Annotated in this window: 17 protein-coding genes; 10 read left to right on the top strand and 7 right to left on the bottom strand. The window is 71.9% G+C overall.

The genetic code is table 11. The features are described 5' to 3' along the window. Window positions 1-37 precede the first annotated feature (37 nt). The gene (locus NW895_RS26910; protein WP_289938681.1) at window positions 38-334 is read left to right on the top strand and encodes a YciI family protein; all 297 of its coding nucleotides are present in this window, start codon (window positions 38-40) and stop codon (window positions 332-334) included. 10 nt (window positions 335-344) lie between these two features. On the opposite strand, the gene NW895_RS26905 is transcribed toward NW895_RS26910, so the two are convergent. Together NW895_RS26905 and NW895_RS26900 are read right to left on the bottom strand one after the other, a co-directional pair. After that, window positions 345-668: a plasmid stabilization protein gene (locus NW895_RS26905; protein ID WP_289938680.1), complete on the bottom strand. Its 324-nt coding sequence runs from the start codon at window positions 666-668 to the stop codon at window positions 345-347. Window positions 669-740: 72 nt separating this feature from the next. Next, window positions 741-1781 carry an oxidoreductase gene (locus NW895_RS26900; protein ID WP_289938747.1) on the bottom strand — a complete coding sequence of 347 codons (1041 nt, stop codon included), beginning with the start codon at window positions 1779-1781 and terminating at the stop codon, window positions 741-743. Between the two features lie 319 nt (window positions 1782-2100). Here NW895_RS26900 and NW895_RS26895 point away from each other — a divergent pair, with 319 nt between their 5' ends. Next, entirely contained in the window at window positions 2101-2517 is a 417-nt protein-coding gene (locus tag NW895_RS26895; protein ID WP_289938679.1) for an SsgA family sporulation/cell division regulator, read from the top strand. On the opposite strand, the gene NW895_RS26890 is transcribed toward NW895_RS26895, so the two are convergent. Both NW895_RS26890 and NW895_RS26885 read right to left on the bottom strand, forming a co-directional pair. Next, window positions 2514-3338, bottom strand: a complete 825-nt coding sequence (locus NW895_RS26890; RefSeq protein WP_289938678.1) for an isocitrate lyase/phosphoenolpyruvate mutase family protein — start codon at window positions 3336-3338, stop codon at window positions 2514-2516. The two genes, NW895_RS26895 and NW895_RS26890, sit on opposite strands and share 4 nt — an antisense overlap. Window positions 3339-3402: 64 nt before the next feature. Then, window positions 3403-4029 (bottom strand): GPP34 family phosphoprotein, encoded by a 627-nt coding sequence (locus NW895_RS26885; RefSeq protein ID WP_289938677.1) that lies wholly within the window; start codon window positions 4027-4029, stop codon window positions 3403-3405. A 312-nt stretch (window positions 4030-4341) separates the two neighbouring features. On the opposite strand from NW895_RS26885, the gene NW895_RS26880 reads away from it, so the two are divergent. Both NW895_RS26880 and NW895_RS26875 read left to right on the top strand, forming a co-directional pair. Then, complete coding sequence (locus NW895_RS26880) at window positions 4342-5964, top strand: ABC-F family ATP-binding cassette domain-containing protein (RefSeq protein WP_289938676.1); 1623 nt, start codon at window positions 4342-4344, stop codon at window positions 5962-5964. A 10-nt stretch (window positions 5965-5974) separates the two neighbouring features. Next, window positions 5975-8242, top strand: coding sequence for an excinuclease ABC subunit UvrA (locus tag NW895_RS26875; RefSeq protein ID WP_289938675.1), 2268 nt, complete (start codon window positions 5975-5977; stop codon window positions 8240-8242). Here the strand turns inward: NW895_RS26875 and bla are convergent. Further along, entirely contained in the window at window positions 8239-9180 is a 942-nt protein-coding gene (bla, locus tag NW895_RS26870) for a class A beta-lactamase (protein ID WP_289938674.1), read from the bottom strand. The genes NW895_RS26875 and bla overlap by 4 nt on opposite strands. Before the next feature lie 158 nt (window positions 9181-9338). On the opposite strand from bla, the gene NW895_RS26865 reads away from it, so the two are divergent. The 5 genes from NW895_RS26865 to NW895_RS26845 all read left to right on the top strand — a co-directional run bounded on the left by NW895_RS26865 (window position 9339) and on the right by NW895_RS26845 (window position 13803). Then, window positions 9339-10247, top strand: coding sequence for a LysR family transcriptional regulator (locus tag NW895_RS26865; protein ID WP_289938673.1), 909 nt, complete (start codon window positions 9339-9341; stop codon window positions 10245-10247). Beyond that, entirely contained in the window at window positions 10244-11194 is a 951-nt protein-coding gene (locus NW895_RS26860) for a serine hydrolase (RefSeq protein WP_289938672.1), read from the top strand. Before NW895_RS26865 ends, NW895_RS26860 begins: the two co-directional genes overlap by 4 nt. 69 nt (window positions 11195-11263) lie before the next feature. Then, window positions 11264-11635 carry a hypothetical protein gene (locus NW895_RS26855; RefSeq protein ID WP_289938671.1) on the top strand — a complete coding sequence of 124 codons (372 nt, stop codon included), beginning with the start codon at window positions 11264-11266 and terminating at the stop codon, window positions 11633-11635. Between the two features lie 209 nt (window positions 11636-11844). Next, window positions 11845-12621, top strand: coding sequence for a dimethylargininase (gene ddaH / locus NW895_RS26850; RefSeq protein WP_289938670.1), 777 nt, complete (start codon window positions 11845-11847; stop codon window positions 12619-12621). A gap of 207 nt (window positions 12622-12828) precedes the next feature. Then, window positions 12829-13803 (top strand): acyl-ACP desaturase, encoded by a 975-nt coding sequence (locus NW895_RS26845; RefSeq protein WP_289938669.1) that lies wholly within the window; start codon window positions 12829-12831, stop codon window positions 13801-13803. Between the two features lie 407 nt (window positions 13804-14210). Here the strand turns inward: NW895_RS26845 and NW895_RS26840 are convergent, their stop codons facing one another. Next, window positions 14211-14489: a WhiB family transcriptional regulator gene (locus NW895_RS26840; RefSeq protein WP_289938668.1), complete on the bottom strand. Its 279-nt coding sequence runs from the start codon at window positions 14487-14489 to the stop codon at window positions 14211-14213. A 262-nt stretch (window positions 14490-14751) separates the two neighbouring features. On the opposite strand from NW895_RS26840, the gene NW895_RS26835 reads away from it, so the two are divergent. Beyond that, entirely contained in the window at window positions 14752-15537 is a 786-nt protein-coding gene (locus NW895_RS26835) for a VOC family protein (RefSeq protein ID WP_289938667.1), read from the top strand. A 45-nt stretch (window positions 15538-15582) separates the two neighbouring features. Here the strand turns inward: NW895_RS26835 and NW895_RS26830 are convergent, their stop codons facing one another. Continuing rightward, window positions 15583-16629 (bottom strand): LacI family DNA-binding transcriptional regulator, encoded by a 1047-nt coding sequence (locus tag NW895_RS26830; protein WP_289938665.1) that lies wholly within the window; start codon window positions 16627-16629, stop codon window positions 15583-15585. Window positions 16630-16671 lie beyond the last annotated feature (42 nt).

Here is a 16671-nt window from a genome sequence, read left to right as displayed (position 1 = left end):
GAACCGCCCCGCGGGCGGCGAGGGTAGGCTGCCGATCATGTTCGTGATGGAGCTGACCTACACCGCCCCGCTCGACGCCGTCGACGCCGTGCTGGAGCGGCATGTGGTGTGGCTCGACGAGCAGTACGAGAAGGGGGTCTTCCTGGCGTCCGGGCGGAAGAACCCCCGCGACGGCGGGGTGATCATCGCCGTCGCGGAGGACCGCGCGCGGATCGAGGAGATCGCCGCGGGGGACCCGTTCGTCACCGCCGGCGTGTGCGCGTACCGCATCACCGAGTTCACCGCCACGAAGACGGCACCGGACCTGGAGCGGTACCGGGAGACGCTCGGCTGAGTCGTCCGGCTCACTTGCCGAGCGCACGCTGCAACTCGCTCTTGTTCATGCCCGAACGACCCTGGATGTCACGGCGCTTGGCCTCCTGGTACAGCTGGTCGTAGGTGGGCCCCTGGGACCCGCGGCCGGACCGCTGGCCGCCCCGCTTGCCGGACGACATGTCCTGGGTCGAGGTGCGGCCGGCGCTCTTCGACTCGCCGGACCGGGCGCGCTCCTTGTTCACCGTCCGGGCCGCCATCTCCTTGGCACGCCCGGTGCTCGCGCCCCGGTCCTCCGCGCTCTTCTTGATGTGCTCGTACTGCCGCTCCCGCTTGGAGCTCGAACCGCGTGGCATGTCCGCTCACTTCCTTTCACGTTCAGCGAACGGATACCCACGTTACGGACAAACACCGCACACCGCGCGGCGTCATCCTTCCAGGCGGGCGGCCCTTCCCCGCTCGCCGGCGGCCCAACACGCCAGGTCCGGAGTGCAGTCCACGGTGTCGTACGACCCGGTGTCGACCGTCCGCCAGGTGAGGCCGCCGTCCGTGGTGAGGTCCGTGCCGGTGGGGCCGACCGCCAGGGCTACGGTGCGGCTGTGCGGGAGCCAGGCGACGCCGGAGCGGTAGGAGGGCGGGGGCCGGTCAGCGGGCCGCCAGGTGCGGCCGGCGTCGGCGGTGCGCGCCGCCGCCTGCGGTGAGGCCTGGTCCGGACGGTAGTCGCCGCCGACCGCGAGACCGTGGGCGCGGTCGCGGAAGGCGAGGGCGAAGACGCCCCGGGCCGGGTCCCCCGCCGGGATCGGACTGTCGGTGGCCGTCCAGGTGAGTCCACGGTCGGCGGAGTGCAGCACGCGCGCGCGTGCGCCCCCGCCGGTGGCGAGCCACACGTCCTTCCGTCCGGACGCGACGAGGCACTGCCCGCTCGCCGCGAACCCGGCCTCGCCCGGGAGAGCCGCCGGCATGCCCTCGTTCGGCAGCACCTTCCAGGAACGGCCGCCGTCGCCGGTCGACAGGATGCGGAACTTCCCGTCCACCGGGTCGCTCATCGCAAGGCCGTGGCGGCGGTCGAAGAAGGTGAGGCAGTCGTAGAAGGCACGCTCGTCGGTGTTGCGGAACGACTCCGTCCAGGTGGCTCCGCCGTCGTCGGTGCGGTAGACGCGTGACGCCTCGCCCTCCCCGATGGCGAGGACCACGGCCCGGCGCGCGTCGAACGCCTCGATGTCCCGGAACTGCAGCTCGCCCGCGCCCGGCGGCGAGACGTCACGCCAGTTCGCTCCCCCGTCCGTGGTCCGCAGGACGGTGCCCTGGGTTCCGGCCAGCCAGGCGGTGTTCCGGCTGACGGCGGACAGGCCCCGGAAGCGCACGGCGGGCGCGGAGGTGTCCGTGAGCTCCCAGTGCGGCGCCCGGTGTTCCGGCTGACGCGCCTCGGCCGGTACGGCCGTCAGGGCGGCCAGTGCCGCCGCGCACACCACCCCCGCGGTCACCGCCGGGCCCGTACGCCTCGGTGGTGTCGTCGGTCGCGTGATCCCCAAGCGCCTCATGGCGGGCGAAGCTAGCCCACCGCCCGAGTGCCGTCCAGAGGGCCCGGACAACCCCGCGGAGGTACCGCCGGGTGTCACAACTGCCCTTCGGGGCACGTGGGGAGAACCGCATCACTTCTGTGAATGAACGCGGTGACAGAGGTCACTCGCATTTCGTGTGCACGGATTGGCTGATTCCGTCGTCTCTTCCAGTGCATGGCCTCGTCCGCCCGGAAGCCCGTCCAGCCGTCACCAAGGGAGCAAGGCGTTGTCCACCGTCATCGAGCAGCCCGTTGAGGCCCGCCTCGTCGCCGCCGCGCCGCGTATGCCGAGCATTCCCGCCACGCTGCATTACGACCGGCGCGACCCGTTCGCCGTCCGCATGACCTTCCCGGCGCCGGCCACGCTGGAGGGCGTGGAGGTCTGCTGGACCTTCGCCCGCGAGTTGCTCGCCGCGGGTCTGAAGGGTCCCGAGGGCCACGGCGACGTGCGGGTGCGGCCGTACGGGTACGACCGCACCGTCCTGGAGTTCCACGCCCCCGAGGGCACCGCCGTGGTGCACATCCTCTCGGGTGACGTGCGCCGCTTCCTGGAGGCCACGAGCGAGCTGGTGCCGGTCGGTCTGGAGCATCTGCAGCTCGACCTGGACCACGACCTGGCGGAGCTGATGCGGGACGCCTGCTAGGGCCTGGTGCCCAGCAGGGCGTTGAGCTCCCCGTAGCCGAGCCCGCCCGCCAGGGACTCGTACGTCCCCGCATCCAGCAGCTCCCGCGCGGCACGGCGGACCAGGGCGTGCGCGGCCTGGGCGATGCCCGACCCCACGCTCACGCGGGCGACACCCAGCGCCGCCAGTTCGGCGACCGGCGGCGCACCCGGGCCGGCCATCACGTTCAGCGGCGCGTCGATGCCGTCGGCGAGCTCCTTGACGATCCCCGGGTCGACGGCCCCGGGGACGAAGACCCCGTCGGCGCCCGCGGCGAGGAAGGCGGCGGCCCGCTCCAGGGTGAGGTCCACTCCCCCGGCACCCCGCAGGAAGGTGTCGATGCGGGCGTTGACGAACAACGGCACTCCTGCCGCGTCGGCGGCCTCACGCGCGGCGGCGATCCGTTCCGCCTGCTCCGCGACGGGTCGCAGCGGGTCCCCGCCGTCGTACCGGGCGTCCTCGATGTTCACGCCGACCGCGCCCGCGGCGAGCACCGCGCGGACGGTGTCGGCGACGCCCGCCGCATCACGCCCGTAGCCGCTCTCGATGTCCGCGGTGACGGGCACCCCGACCGCGGCGGTGATGTCCGCGACCGCGGCCAGCGCCCGGTCCCGGTCCAGCCGGTCGCCGTCCGCCGCGCCCAGGGTCCAGGCCAGCCCGGCGCTGGTGGTCGCCACGGCGGCGGCGCCCGCGTCCTCGATGATGCGGGCGCTCGTGGTGTCCCAGGCGTTGGGCAGTAGCAGCGGTCTCCCCGGGACGTGCAGGGAGCGGAAGGCCAGGGCGTGGTCGGTCCGGTTCGTCATGCGGATCACTCAACCAGCCCGGGGCGGGCCGGGGCTGGCAGGAATCCGACAGGGACGTAGGGTTTCAGCCGCCCGTCGAGGCCGTGACCGCCGTGGCCGCGGTCACGGCCGCACACACCTCGCGCACGACGTTGTGCAGCCCGGGCCCGCTGCGCTCGGTCAACCGCGCGACACGCTCGCGGTCGCCGGCGGGCTCCAGCAGCCCGCCGGCGACCGCGAGGGCCGCGAGGGCCGCGTCCCGCTCGGCGACCTCCCCGACGGGCACCGCCCCGTCGAGAAGGCTCCGTGCCTCCTTCCGCAGCGCGTCCACGGCGGCGCCCCGTTCCAGGACGTACTCCACGGACGGGAACACCCCGAGCACCCGCTTCCTCTCGGCGCCCAGGTATCCCTCGGCGACCAGCTGCTCCCGGACGGCGGCGAGGGTGGTCCGCGCCCGCAGCGTCACCCACGTCCGCCACCGGTGCGGCAGGGATTCACGGACGAGTTCCAAAAGCCCGTCGAGCACGGGGTCCCCGGTGCGGGAGTCCAGGTCGACCGGGGTGGCGATGCCGTCCTCGTCGACGAGCAGGCCACGTTGCGCCAGCTCGGTGAGGGCGCCGGACCGGACCAGGGGGCCGGCGCCCTCGGGCCGCGCGGCGTCCCAGGCCAGCAGGTGGAGCCGGGCCGGCAGCGAGAGCGAGCCGTTGGGCACGGGGTCTCCTTCGCGGGGTCGAGGGCCGATCACGTTAATGCGTTGACAGCCACCCGGCCCGCTCATACGGTGTACAGCGGTCCTGTTGCCGTCGATTGGAGAAGGACGTTGCTCGTCTGAGGTCCTGAGACACCGCGTCACACCCGTGAGGTGTGGATGCCGCGTGCGACCTCGGCATTCGAGCCGTCCCCGACGAGCAGGGCTTTTCTCATGCCCAAGGGCTCCTCCCTCTCGTTCCGTGGCTGGTCGCCGCCTCCCGGTGTCTCCATACGCGTTTGCCCCTGACCGCATCACGCAACCGCGGAGGCCCGCATGTCTACTTCCCTCACCTGTACGTCCCTCTCCTACGCCTGGCCGGACGGCACCCCCGTCTTCGAGGGACTCGACGTCGCCTTCGGCCCCGGCAGGACCGGCCTCGTCGGCGTCAACGGATCGGGAAAGTCAACTTTGTTGAAACTCGTCGCCGGGGAGCTCACCCCGTCCGACGGCGTCGTCCGCGTCGCGGGCGAGGTCGGCTACCTCCCGCAGAACGTCACGCTCGACACCGCTCTCCGGGTCGACGAGGCGCTCGGTATCGCGGCGCAGCGCGCCGCACTGCACGCCATCGAGTCGGGTGACGTGGCCGAGGAGCACTTCGAGACCCTCGGCGACGACTGGGACGTCGAGGAGCGCGCACTCGCCACGCTCGGCGAACTCGGCCTCGGCCACGTCGAGTTGGACCGCACCATCGGCGAGGTGTCGGGCGGCGAGTCGGTGCTGCTGCGACTGGCCGCGCTGCTGCTGCGCCGGCCGGACGTGCTGCTGCTGGACGAGCCCACCAACAACCTCGACCTGTACGCACGCCGGCGGCTGTACGCGGCCGTCGCCTCCTGGCCGGGCGTGATGGTGGTGGTCAGCCACGACCGGGAGCTGCTGGACCTCGTCGACCAGATCGCGGACCTGCGCTCCGGAGAGATCACCTGGTACGGCGGCAACTTCTCGGCGTACGAGGAGGCCCTCGCCGTCGAGCAGGAGGCGGCCGAGCGCATGGTGCGGGTCGCCGAGGCCGATCTGAAGAAACAGAAGCGCGAACTGGCCGACGCCCAGGTCAAGCTGGCCCGCCGCAAGCGGTACGGGCAGAAGATGTGGGACCAGAAACGTGAGCCGAAGATCGTCATGGGAGCGCGCAAGCGCGCGGCGCAGGAGTCCGCGGGCAAGCACCGGATCATGCACGAGGAGAAGCTCGCCGAGGCCAAGGAGCGGCTGGACGAGGCGGTGGAGGCCGTACGGGACGACGACGAGATCCGTGTCGACCTGCCCTCCACCGCCGTACCACCGGGCCGTGCCGTCCTCACGCTCCTGGACCTGGAGCCGGTGTACGGAGCACGCGTGGCGGGCGGGTTCGACCTGCGCGGCCCCGAGCGGGTCGCGCTGATCGGGCGCAACGGCGCGGGCAAGACGACGCTGCTGCGCACGATCGCCGGGGAGCTCCAGCCGGTGTCGGGCGAGGCGAAGGCGCACGTGCCGCTGCGGTTCCTGCCGCAGCGCCTCGATGTCCTCGACGATGAGCTGAGCGTCGCCGAGAACGTGGCCCGGTTCGCGCCGGACGCCACCAACAACCGGGTCCGGGCGCGGCTGGCACGCTTCCTGTTCCGGGGCGCCCGGGCCGACCAGAAGGCGGCGACGTTGTCCGGCGGCGAACGCTTCCGGGCGGCGCTGGCCGCGCTGATGCTGGCAGAGCCGGCACCCCAGTTACTGATGCTGGACGAGCCGACGAACAACCTGGACATCGCGAGCGTACGGCAGCTCACCACGGCCCTGGAGTCGTACGAGGGGGCACTGATCGTGGCCAGCCACGACCTGCCGTTCCTGGAGTCGATCGGCATCACGCGCTGGCTGATGCTGGACGGGGAACTCAAGGAAATCACGCCAGAAGCTGTCGGGTATCCCGCCTAGCTTCGACCGCATGACCGAGTTCATCACCATCACCGGAGCCAGGGAGAACAACCTCAGGGACGTCACCCTCCGCATCCCGAAAGGCCGGCTGACCGTGTTCACCGGCGTTTCGGGATCGGGGAAGTCGTCGGTCGTCTTCGACACGATCGCGGTCGAGTCGCAGCGCCAGCTGAACGAGACGTATACGTGGTTCGTGCGCAACCGGCTGCCCAAGTACGAGCGGCCGCACGCGGACGCCCTGGAGGACCTGACGCCCGCCATCGTCGTCGACCAGCGGCCGATCGGGGGCCACTCGCGCTCCACGGTCGGCACGATGACGGATGTCTACTCGGTGCTGCGGGTGCTGTTCTCCCGGCACGGCAGCCCGAGTGCCGGGGCGGCGACGGCGTACTCGTTCAACGACCCGTCGGGCATGTGCCCCGGCTGTGACGGCCTGGGCCGGACGGTACGGCCCGACTGGGACAGGATTCTGGATCCCCGGCGGTCGCTGGCGGACGGGGCGGTCCGCTTCCCGCCGTTCGCTGCGGGAACCTGGCAGGGACAGGCGTACACGAACACGGCCGACCTGGATCCGCACAAGCCCGTGGGCGAGTTCACCGCCGCCGAGCGGGAGTTCCTGATGCGCGGGCGGCCCGGCAGCAAGGTCAGTGTCAACGGCTCGGGCGGCACCTGGACCACGGAGTACGAAGGGCTGGCGGACCGTTTCGAACGGCTGTACCTGAAACGGGACCTGTCGGGCATGAGCCAGAAGACCCGGGACCTCGTGCGCGAGTTCCTGGTGGAGGGCACCTGTCCGGAGTGCCGGGGAGCGCGGCTGAACGCGGCGGCGCTCGCGACCCGGATCGACGGGCGGACCATCGCGGACTGCACCCGTATGCAGGTCACCGACCTCATCGCCGTCCTGAAGGAGATCGACGACCCGGTCGCCCTGCCCATCGCCCGGGCTGCCGTCGCCGCGCTGGAACGCATCGAGGCGATCGGTCTCGGCTACCTGAGCCTCGACCGGGAGACCGCCACGCTGTCGGGTGGCGAGGGACAGCGTCTGAAGACGGTCCGGCACCTCGGCTCCAGCCTGACCGGGATGACGTACATCTTCGACGAGCCCAGCGTCGGACTGCATCCGCGCGACGTCGGCCGCCTCGGCGACCTGTTGCTGCGGCTGCGGGACAAGGGCAACACGGTGCTGGTCGTCGAGCACGACCCGGATGTCATCGCGCTGGCCGACCACGTCGTCGACATGGGTCCGGGTGCGGGCGTGGACGGCGGACGGGTGGTGTTCGAGGGGACGCCGGGCGAGCTGGCCGGGTCGGGCACGCTGACCGGGCGGTGCCTGCGTCGCCGTACGGCGGTGAAGGAGGAGGTGCGGCCGGCGACCGGTGGGCTGTGGGTGAAGGGGGCCGGCCGGCACAACCTGCGGGACGTGACCGTCGAGTTCCCGACCGGTGTGCTGACCGCCGTGACCGGTGTCGCCGGGTCGGGAAAGAGCACGCTGGTCGCGGAGTTCACCGACGCCCACCCGGACGCCGTGGTCGTCGACCAGTCGTCGATCGGGATCTCGGCGCGGTCGACTCCGGCGACGTATCTGGGGATCATGGACACGGTACGGAGGATCTTCGCCCGCGAGACGGGAACGGATCCGGGACTGTTCAGCTTCAACTCCGCCGGCGCGTGCGGCACGTGCGAGGGCCGCGGGATCATCCACACCGACCTCGCCTTCATGGACCCGGTGACGACGACCTGCCACGACTGCGAGGGACGGCGCTTCAAGGAGGAGGTGCTGCGGCTGACGGTGGGTGGCCGCTCCATCGCGGACGTACTGGAGTTGACGGCCGACCAGGCACTCGGTTTCTTCGACGACGCAGGCGTACGGCGGCGGTTGCGGGCGCTGCGGGACGTGGGCCTCACGTATCTGACGCTGGGGCAGCCCCTGTCGACGCTCTCCGGTGGTGAGCGGCAGCGCATCAAGCTCGCCACCCGGTTGCACCGGACCGGCGCGGTGTACGTCCTCGACGAGCCGACGACCGGCCTGCACATGGCCGACGTGGCAGGACTCGTCGCGCTGCTGGACCGGCTGGTGGACGCGGGGAACACCGTCATCGTCGTCGAGCACAACCTGGACGTGATCGCACGGGCCGACTGGGTGATCGACCTCGGCCCGGACGGCGGGAGGGACGGCGGACGGGTCGTGTTCGAGGGAACGCCCCGTCAACTCGCGCTGGCTGACGGGACGTTCACCGGAGAGCACTTGCGGCGGACGGTGAGGGGCGAGGGGCGCTAGCGGCCCAGGCCCTTGGCCGCGACCGTGGCGGCCTCGGCGACCAGGGCGTCGCGGCGTTCGGCGTCCTTCTTGTCGCGGCTCGTCAGGACGGCCATGACGATGGGGTCGCCGCCGTCGTCCGGCCAGGCCACGGCGATGTTGTTGCGGCCCCCGTATCCGGCAGTGCCGCTCTTGTCGGCCACGGTCCAGTCGTCCGGGAGACCGGCCCGGATGAGCGTCCTGCCGGTCATGTTCGTCTCCATCCACTGCCTCAGGAGCCTGCGTTCGTCCCGTTCCAGGGCGTCGCCGAGCAGGAACGCCCGCAGGCTCCCGGCCATGGCGCGCGGTGTGCTGGTGTCGCGGATGTCGCCCGGCACGCCGTCGCTCATGTCCGGCTCGTACCGGTCCATCTCGGTGACGTCGTCGCCGAGTTCCTCCAGCACCTTCTCCAGGCCGTCGGGCCCGCCGAGCTCGTCCAGGAGCAGGTTGACCGCCGTGTTGTCGCTGTACCAGAGGGTGGCGGCACACAGCCCGCGCAGGCTCATCCCGGTCTCGACGAAGCTGTCGGTCACGGGCGAGTTCTCGATCAGGTCGTCGCGCGAGTACCTGACCACCTTGTCGATGCCCTCCGTACCGTACTTGCGGAGTACGGCACCCGCCGCCAGCGCCTTGAACGTGGAGGCGTACGCGAACCGTTCGTCCGCCTGGTAGGCGACCGTCCGGCCCGTGCCGGTGTCGAGGGCGTAGACGCCCAGCCGCGCGTCGAACTCGCGCTCCAGTTTCCGGAACTCGGGAGCGGTGGGCTTCGTGGCCGCCGCCGGTGCCGCGGACCGCCCGGCGCCCGCGGACGTGCCGGACGCGGACTCCGTCTGCTGACCGCAGCCCGGCAGCGCGCCGAGCGCGAGTAAGCCGGCCGCCGCCCAGGCGGCGCCCCGGCGTGTGCGCAGCGGATGCTTCATGGAATGGACCTCCAAGCCGTCGAAAGACCTGTGGAACGCGAAGTCCGGGAAACGGGGAACGAACGCTTCCCGGAGCGAAGACCACTGTCCGGCCTGATCCGTGCGGTGGTCCAAGACCCGGACGCTCGGTTCCATGCTGTTTTGGCATAGTGGGGCCCGTGGATCTTGTAGCGGCATGCCGGGCGTTCGTTCATGTGAGCGAGCACGGCAGTTTCACGGTGGGCGCCGCTGCGGCCCGGACGGCCCAGTCCGTCGTCAGCCGCCGGGTCGCCGCGCTGGAACAACGCCTGGGTGAACGGCTGTTGGAGCGGTCGTCACGCGCGGTGACGCTGACCCCGTTCGGCCGGGACATGCTTCCGCTGGCCAGGCAGCTGGTGCAGGTCGCCGACCGGCTGGAGACCGAGGCGGAGGCCGCGCGGCGCAGGCCACTGCGGCTCGCCGTCCCCGCCATCTGCTCCACCGGGGCCCTTGCCCGCCTCATCGCCGAGGCCCACGACCAGGGAGTCCTCCTCGACCCGCGTCCAGCCGGGCCCGCGGAGCGCGCCGGACTCGTCACGTCCCGGCAGGTGCGTGCGGCGCTGCTGGCGGTGGCTCCCACCGAGGCGGCCTGGACGGTGCGGCTGGGTCTGGCGGTGGCGGACGACCCGGGCGGCGGGCCGGTCTACCTGGACACCCTGCGACCCGGCCGGGCCGATCGTGATCAGCGGGCCCGGCGTGTATGGCTCCAGCCGGAGGACGACGTGCCGCATGTCAGAGACCGTCTCGCCCGCTTACGTGACGCCGTCGGGCTGCGCCCGGCGCAGCTGGCCGTGGCCCCGTCCGTGGCCGCCGCCGCGGCGGACGTGCTGAGCCGGGGTGACGCCCTGCTGTGCTCGGCCGCGCAGGCCCGGGAACTGAGCCTGCACTGGCGTCCCGTAGGCGAGCTCGACGCAGGCTTCGCACGTGGCTTCTCCTTGGTCGTCGCCGACGAGACGGACGCCGAGGCCGCCCGCGTGCGCCAGGCGTGCGCCCGCGGTATCGCCCGGTGTCTCGGCGCCCCGGCGGAGCGCGCGGAGGAGGCCGCGTGACCACGGGTACCGACCGGCTCCTGAGGGAACTGCGCCGGACGCTGCGCGACGGCGGGCTGCACGGCTCGTTCCTGGTACGCGACCTGGAGACGGGCGAGGAGGTCGGGATCGACCCCGACATCGAGTACCCCGTCGCGTCCCTCGTGAAGGTCCCCCTCGCCCTGGCGACGCTGGAACGCGTCCGGCTCGGTGAGCTCGACGGCGCCATGGTGATCGAGGTGCCGCCCGGACGGATCACCACCCCGGGGCCGACCGGCCTGAGCCGGTTCCGTCACGCCGCCCACATCGCCGTGGACGACTTGCTCTACCTCAGCATCAGCATCAGCGACAGCGGCGCCGCCGACGCCCTCTTCGCGCTCACCCCGCCCTCCCGGGTCGCGGCAAGTCTGCAGCGGTGGGGGTTGCGGGGCATCGCGGTACGCCACACCATGCAGGAGCTGATGGAGACCCCGGAGGAACGATTCGACCCGGAGGACGTGCATCTCGCGCACGCCCTCGCGATCGACGCAGGCACCCCCGGGCGCGGCCACCGGCTGCCGCAGCTCGACATCTCGCGCGCCAACACCGGCACGGCACGCGCCTTCGTCGACCTCCTCCAGGCGGTCTGGCAGTCGCGGCCCGGCGCCGCGGGCACCGAGGAGTCGGCGATCCACCCCGACGTCGCGGCACGCGTACGCGGCCTCATGGCCGACAACCTCATGCGCCACCGCCTCGCCCCGGACTTCGCCTCCGACTCCTCCACCTGGTCGTCGAAGACCGGCACGCTGCTCAATCTGCGCCACGAGGTCGGCGTCGTCGAGCACGCCGACGGCCGGAGCTACGCCATCGCCGTGCTGACCGAGTCCCGGGTGGCTGCCGGCAGGCAGCCCGGCGCCGAGGCCCTCATGGGCCAGGTCGCCCGGCGGCTGCGGGACGAACTCCGGTCCAGGTGGGCCCCGCTCGCGTGACCGGCCCGCCGGGACATCTGAGTACGCGGACGGATGGTGCGGCGGCATACTCCGGCGCAGGATGCGGGCATGACGGACTCTCCGGACACGACGCCCGCGCGCGGCACTCGCACGGTCGTCACGCTTCTCGTGGTGACGGCCGTGCTCCTGTTGCCTCTGGTGGTGGGGCTGGGGTACGCGGCTCATGACGCGATCGAGAACAAGAGCGACTTCGACTGGCGCGCCAACCACGAGGCCAGGCGATCGCTGGAGAACGCCGCCGTGCTGATATGCGGGGCGCCGTCGTTCGGAGCGGGCCTCTTCTGGATGGTCGGCACGGCGCTGGGCCGTCGCCCGGGAGTCTCGGCCGCCACGGGCGCGTTGCTCGGCACCCTGGGTCTGTGGGTCGGCGGTGTCGTCGCGTTCTGCCTCGCCCTGCGCAACGCCACGTTCGTCATGTGAGCCCGGCCCGGTGCCGACGGCCGAAGCCCGGACCACGCCCAGGTGCCCCTTTCGGATGCCCGGGGGTGTCGCCCCGCGGCCCCGCCCTGCATGATGGTTCGTCGGCCCCGACGGTTTTCGGCCGATCCCGCAAGCACCGTCGAAGCCGTCCCGGACACGTCCGACCGACACGCACCATCCGATACGTCCCCTCCCACGGAGTCCCGCTCGTGCCCAGCAAGAAGGCCCTCGTACGCCGCCCCAGCCCGCGCCTCGCCGAAGGCCTGGTGACCCACATCGAGCGGGAGAAGGTCGATGTCGACCTCGCGGTCGCGCAGTGGGAGGCCTATGTCGAAGCCCTGCGCACGCACGGCTGGGAGACCATCGAGGTGGATCCGGAGGACGACTGTCCCGACTCGGTGTTCGTCGAGGACGCGGTCGTCATGTACAAGAACGTGGCGTTGATCACCAGGCCCGGTGCCGAGTCCCGGCGCGCCGAGACCGCCGGGGTCGAGGAGGCCGTGGCCCAGCTGGGCTGCTCGGTGAACTGGATCTGGGAGCCGGGCACCCTGGAGGGCGGTGATGTGCTGAAGGTCGGCGACACGATCTACGTCGGCCGCGGCGGCCGCACCAACGCGGCCGGCGTCCAGCAACTGCGCGCCGCCTTCGAGCCGCTCGGCGCGCGGGTCGTCGCCGTCCCCGTGAGCAAGGTGCTGCACCTGAAGACGGCGGTCACGGCGCTGCCGGACGGGACGGTCATCGGGCACATCCCGAAGATGGACGCGCCCTCGCTGTTCTCCCGCTTCCTGCCGGTGCCGGAGGAGTCCGGGGCGCACGTGGTGCTGCTCGGCGGCGCCAAGCTGCTGATGGCGGCCAGCGCGCCGAAGACGGCGGAGCTGCTGGCGGACCTCGGTCATGAGCCGGTCGTGGTCGACATCAGCGAGTTCGAGAAGCTCGAAGGCTGTGTGACGTGCCTCTCGGTGCGGCTGCGGGAGCTGTATGCCTGACCGGGTGGCGCGACCGCCCGTTCAGCCCCGGGACCTGCGGGTCCCGGGGCTGTCGTGCATGCCCGCAGGGGCCTGGCTGATCAGCGCTCTTTACAGCGCACTTAACCTACGACTTCGTAACCTACGGGTTCGTAGCCTACGATCCCGTAGGTTCCCGGCGCCGCCCGCCGGTTTCTCCGTTGTGCCGCACGTCCCCCTGGAGTACCCGTGACGATCACTTCCCCTCACCTCGGCAGCCCCTCCGTCTGGACCGATGCCCGGCTGCTGTACGCACTGGAGGAAGTCGTCGAAAAGGAGCTCAACCGCCATCTGAAGATCGCCAAGGACTGGATGCCGCACGAGTACGTGCCGTGGAGCGACGGCCGCAACTTCCCCGGCCTGTTCGAGGACGGCGAGGCCTGGGACAAGGAGCAGTCCAAGGTCACCGAGATCGGCCGGATCGCGCTGGTGGTGAACCTGCTGACGGAGGACAACCTCCCCAGCTACCACCACGAGATCGCCTCCCTCTTCGGCCGCGACGGCGCCTGGGGCACCTGGGTGCACCGCTGGACCGCGGAGGAGGGCCGGCACGGCATCGTGATGCGGGACTACCTGCTCACCTCGCGCGCGGTCGACCCGGACAAGCTGGAGCAGTTCCGCATGGCCCACATGAGCGAGGGCTTCGAGTCGGACAACCGCCACTCGATGCTGCACTCGGTGGCCTACGTCGCCTTCCAGGAGCTGGCCACCCGCATCTCGCACCGCAACACCGGCCACCAGTCCGGTGACCCGGTGTGCGACCGCATGCTGGCCCGCATCGCGACCGACGAGAACCTGCACATGGTCTTCTACCGGAACCTGCTGAAGGCCGCCTTCGAGATCGCGCCCGACCTGACCATGCAGGCGGTGCGGGACGTGGTCGTGAACTTCCGCATGCCGGGCCACGGCATCCCCGGCTTCGAGCGCGCCGCCGCCCAGATGGCCATCGGCGAGGTGTACAACCTGCGCATCCACCACGACGACGTGCTCCAGCCCGTGCTGCGCTTCCTGAAGATCATGGAGATCGACGGCCTCGGCCCCGAAGGGCGGCAGGCGCAGGAGGAGCTGGGCCTGTTCATGGGCGGGCTGGACGCGGAGGCCGCCAAGTTCGACGAGAAGCTGGCGGCGCGGAAGGCGCGGATGGCGGCCCGGGCCGGGGGCTGACGGACCGGGGGCACGGGGCCCGGCCCGGCGAGGGCGCGAGGGCTGCGCGTCGCTTCACCCGAACGCCGTCGCCTCCTCCAGTGCCGCGTCCCGTACGTCGGCGACCGGGTGGCGGCGCAGGGCGCGCGGCTGGTCGCGGCCCGGGGGCGGGTCCGTGCGCGGCGAGCCGCCCCGCCTCGGCCAGGAGGGCCTGCCGCCCGTAGGACCCGCGGCGTTCGAGTTCGTCGAGCACCGGCTGAAGCGGCGCCGGCGCCCTTGCCCACCGGGTGAGTTCCCGCAGGCTGCGCGTGGGAAAGCGGGTCGAGGAGGTCCAGCAGGCTCTCGGCCTCGTGCCGCGGGGTGGTGCGGGTCATGCGGGGAGCCCGTCCTGCGGGGGTCTTCGCGCCGTTTAAGGGCGTCCGTGTCCGTCAAGCGGCGTCGGTGGGGGCGACGACCCGAAACCCGGGGCGCGCGCGCCTGAGCTCCAGCCGTTCCTTCTCGGACAGACCGCCCCAGACGCCGAAGCGCTCGTCGTTGTCCAGCGCGTACTCCAGGCAGGCCGAGCGGATCGGGCACAGGCCGCAGATCCGCTTCGCCTCTCGTACCGAGCTGCCGGGCTCGGGGAAGAAGAAGTCGCCCCCGGTCTGTGCGCACAACGCCTGCTCCTGCCACGCGAGATCGGGCGACGTGATCGTTTCGATGAGCATGACCAGGATCGTGCCGGGCGCCGAAAAACGTTCGATCAACGCGGGATCAACGCGGCCGTTCAGGCCCTCCGGCCGCCCCGATGCTGCCCCGCCGCACCCGGGAGCGCACGGCGGCGCGCGGACACACGCGAAGGCGGAAACGAACGAGGACGGAAACACACGAGAGTCAAGGGAACACCCCCCGTCACCGGCGAGGCGATTGTCAGTGGGCGGTGCAAGACTCGGCAGTACGGACAACGGGACTTGGCAGAGGAGGGCAGCGATGCTCACCACCCGTTATGTCACCGGCGCTCCGAACTGGATCGATCTCGGCACACCCGACATCGAGGGCGCCAGCTCCTTCTACGGCGGCCTGTTCGGCTGGCAGTTCCGGTCGGGCGGGCCCGAGGCCGGCGGTTACGGCTTCTTCCAGCTCGCCGGGAAGACCGCCGCCGGCGGCATGCAGACCGCACCGGAACAGGGCCCGCCGTCCTGGACGGTGTACTTCCAGAGTCCGGACGCGGACGCCACGGCCAAGGCGGCCGAGCAGGCACACGGCTCGGTGCGCATGCAGCCGATGGACGTGATGGACCAGGGCCGCATGGCCATCCTCGCCGACCAGGCGGGCGTGTCCTTCGGGATATGGCAGCCCGGGCGCACCAAGGGACTCGACGTGGTCCAGGAGCCCGGCTCGCTGTGCTGGGTCGAGCTGTACACGGCGGACGAGGCGGCGGCCGCCGCGTTCTACCGCGCCGCGCTCGGTCTGGAGACCTTCGCCGTCACCTTCCCGGGCGGCACGTACACCACCGTCAACCCGGCTGGTGAAGGGGAGGACGCCATGTTCGGCGGCATCGTCCCGCTGGCCGACGACCCGGCGGAGGACGAGGCGTACTGGCTGCCGTACTTCGAGGTCTCCGACACCGACGCCGTGGTCGCCAAGGCCCAGGAACTCGGCGGCACGGTCCGCATGCCCGCCACGGACCTGGAGGGCGTCGGCCGCATGGCCAAGCTCACCGACCCGTACGGGGCCCGCTTCGCGGTGATCAAGAGCGCGCCGCCGCCGGCGTGAGGTGCGGGAGGCCTGGACGACGGGGTGGACGGGCCGCAGTCCCGTCTACGCCGAGGCGCGGCGTACCAGGGTCGTCGGCAGGATCACGCCGGACGGCGCGCCGCCCACGCCCTCGGCGGTCCCGTCGCCGCTTCGCCGGTCGAGGTCGCGCAGCAGCAGGCGGGCCATCAAGCGGCCCATCTCCTCTATGTCCTGACGGACCGTCGTCAGAGGCGGGTCGGTCTGTTCGGCGATGGGCAGCATGTCGTCGAAGCCGACCACGGCGATGTCCTCGGGCACGCGCCGCCCGCGTTCACGCAGTACGCGCAGGGCGCCCGAGGCGGTGAGGTCGTTGGCGGCGAACACGGCGTCCAGGTCCGGGCAGCGGTCGAGCAGTTCCCGCATCGCTCGCTCACCGCCGCCCGGGGTGAAGTCGCCCTCCGCGACCATCCTCGGGTCGGCGTCGGTCATGACGTCGCGGAAGCCGTCGAGCCGGTCCACCGCGGAGGTCTGGTCGAGGGCGCCGGTGATGTGCGCGATGCGGGTGCGGCCGAGGCCGACGAGGTGGCGTACGGCCTCGCGGGCGCCGCCGCGGTTGTCGCTGTCGACGTACACCGCGCTGCCGCGTCCGTCGCTCCAGCCGGGCCTGCCGCCGAACACGGTCGGCACTCCGGCGCGCCGGATCAGCTCGGGCAGCGGGTCGTCGAGGTGCAGTGAGAAGACCAGGGCGCCGTCGACATGGCCGCCGGCCAGGTAGCGGCCGACGCGGGCGTGGTCCTCGCGGCCCTCGGTGAGCAGCAGGACGAGTTGGTTGTCGTGGCTGGTCAACTCCTTGCTGATGCCGCGGAGTTGCAGGGCGAAGAAGGGGTCGGCGAAGACCCGGTTCTCCGGTTCGGCGATGACGACGGCGACGGCGTCGTGCCGCCGCGTCACCAGGCTGCGGGCGGCCTGGTTGGGGACGTATCCGAGTTCCTCCACGGCCCTGCGGACCCGCTCGACGAGGGGTTCCCTGACGCCGTCCGCGCCGTTGACCACCCGGGACACGGTGGCCCGCGACACCCCCGCCCGAGCGGCCACGGCCTCCAGCGTGGGACGCGGCGCTGTCTCGGTCACTTCGGGACTCCTCACCTGCGGGTGCGGATCAGGATAGCCCCG

Origin of the sequence: Streptomyces sp. S.PNR 29 (assembly GCF_030386795.1) — a bacterium.
Classification (GTDB): Bacteria; Actinomycetota; Actinomycetes; order Streptomycetales; family Streptomycetaceae; genus Streptomyces.
Note: the sequence above shows the minus strand (reverse complement) of the source record. Positions and strands in the feature narration are given on the sequence as shown.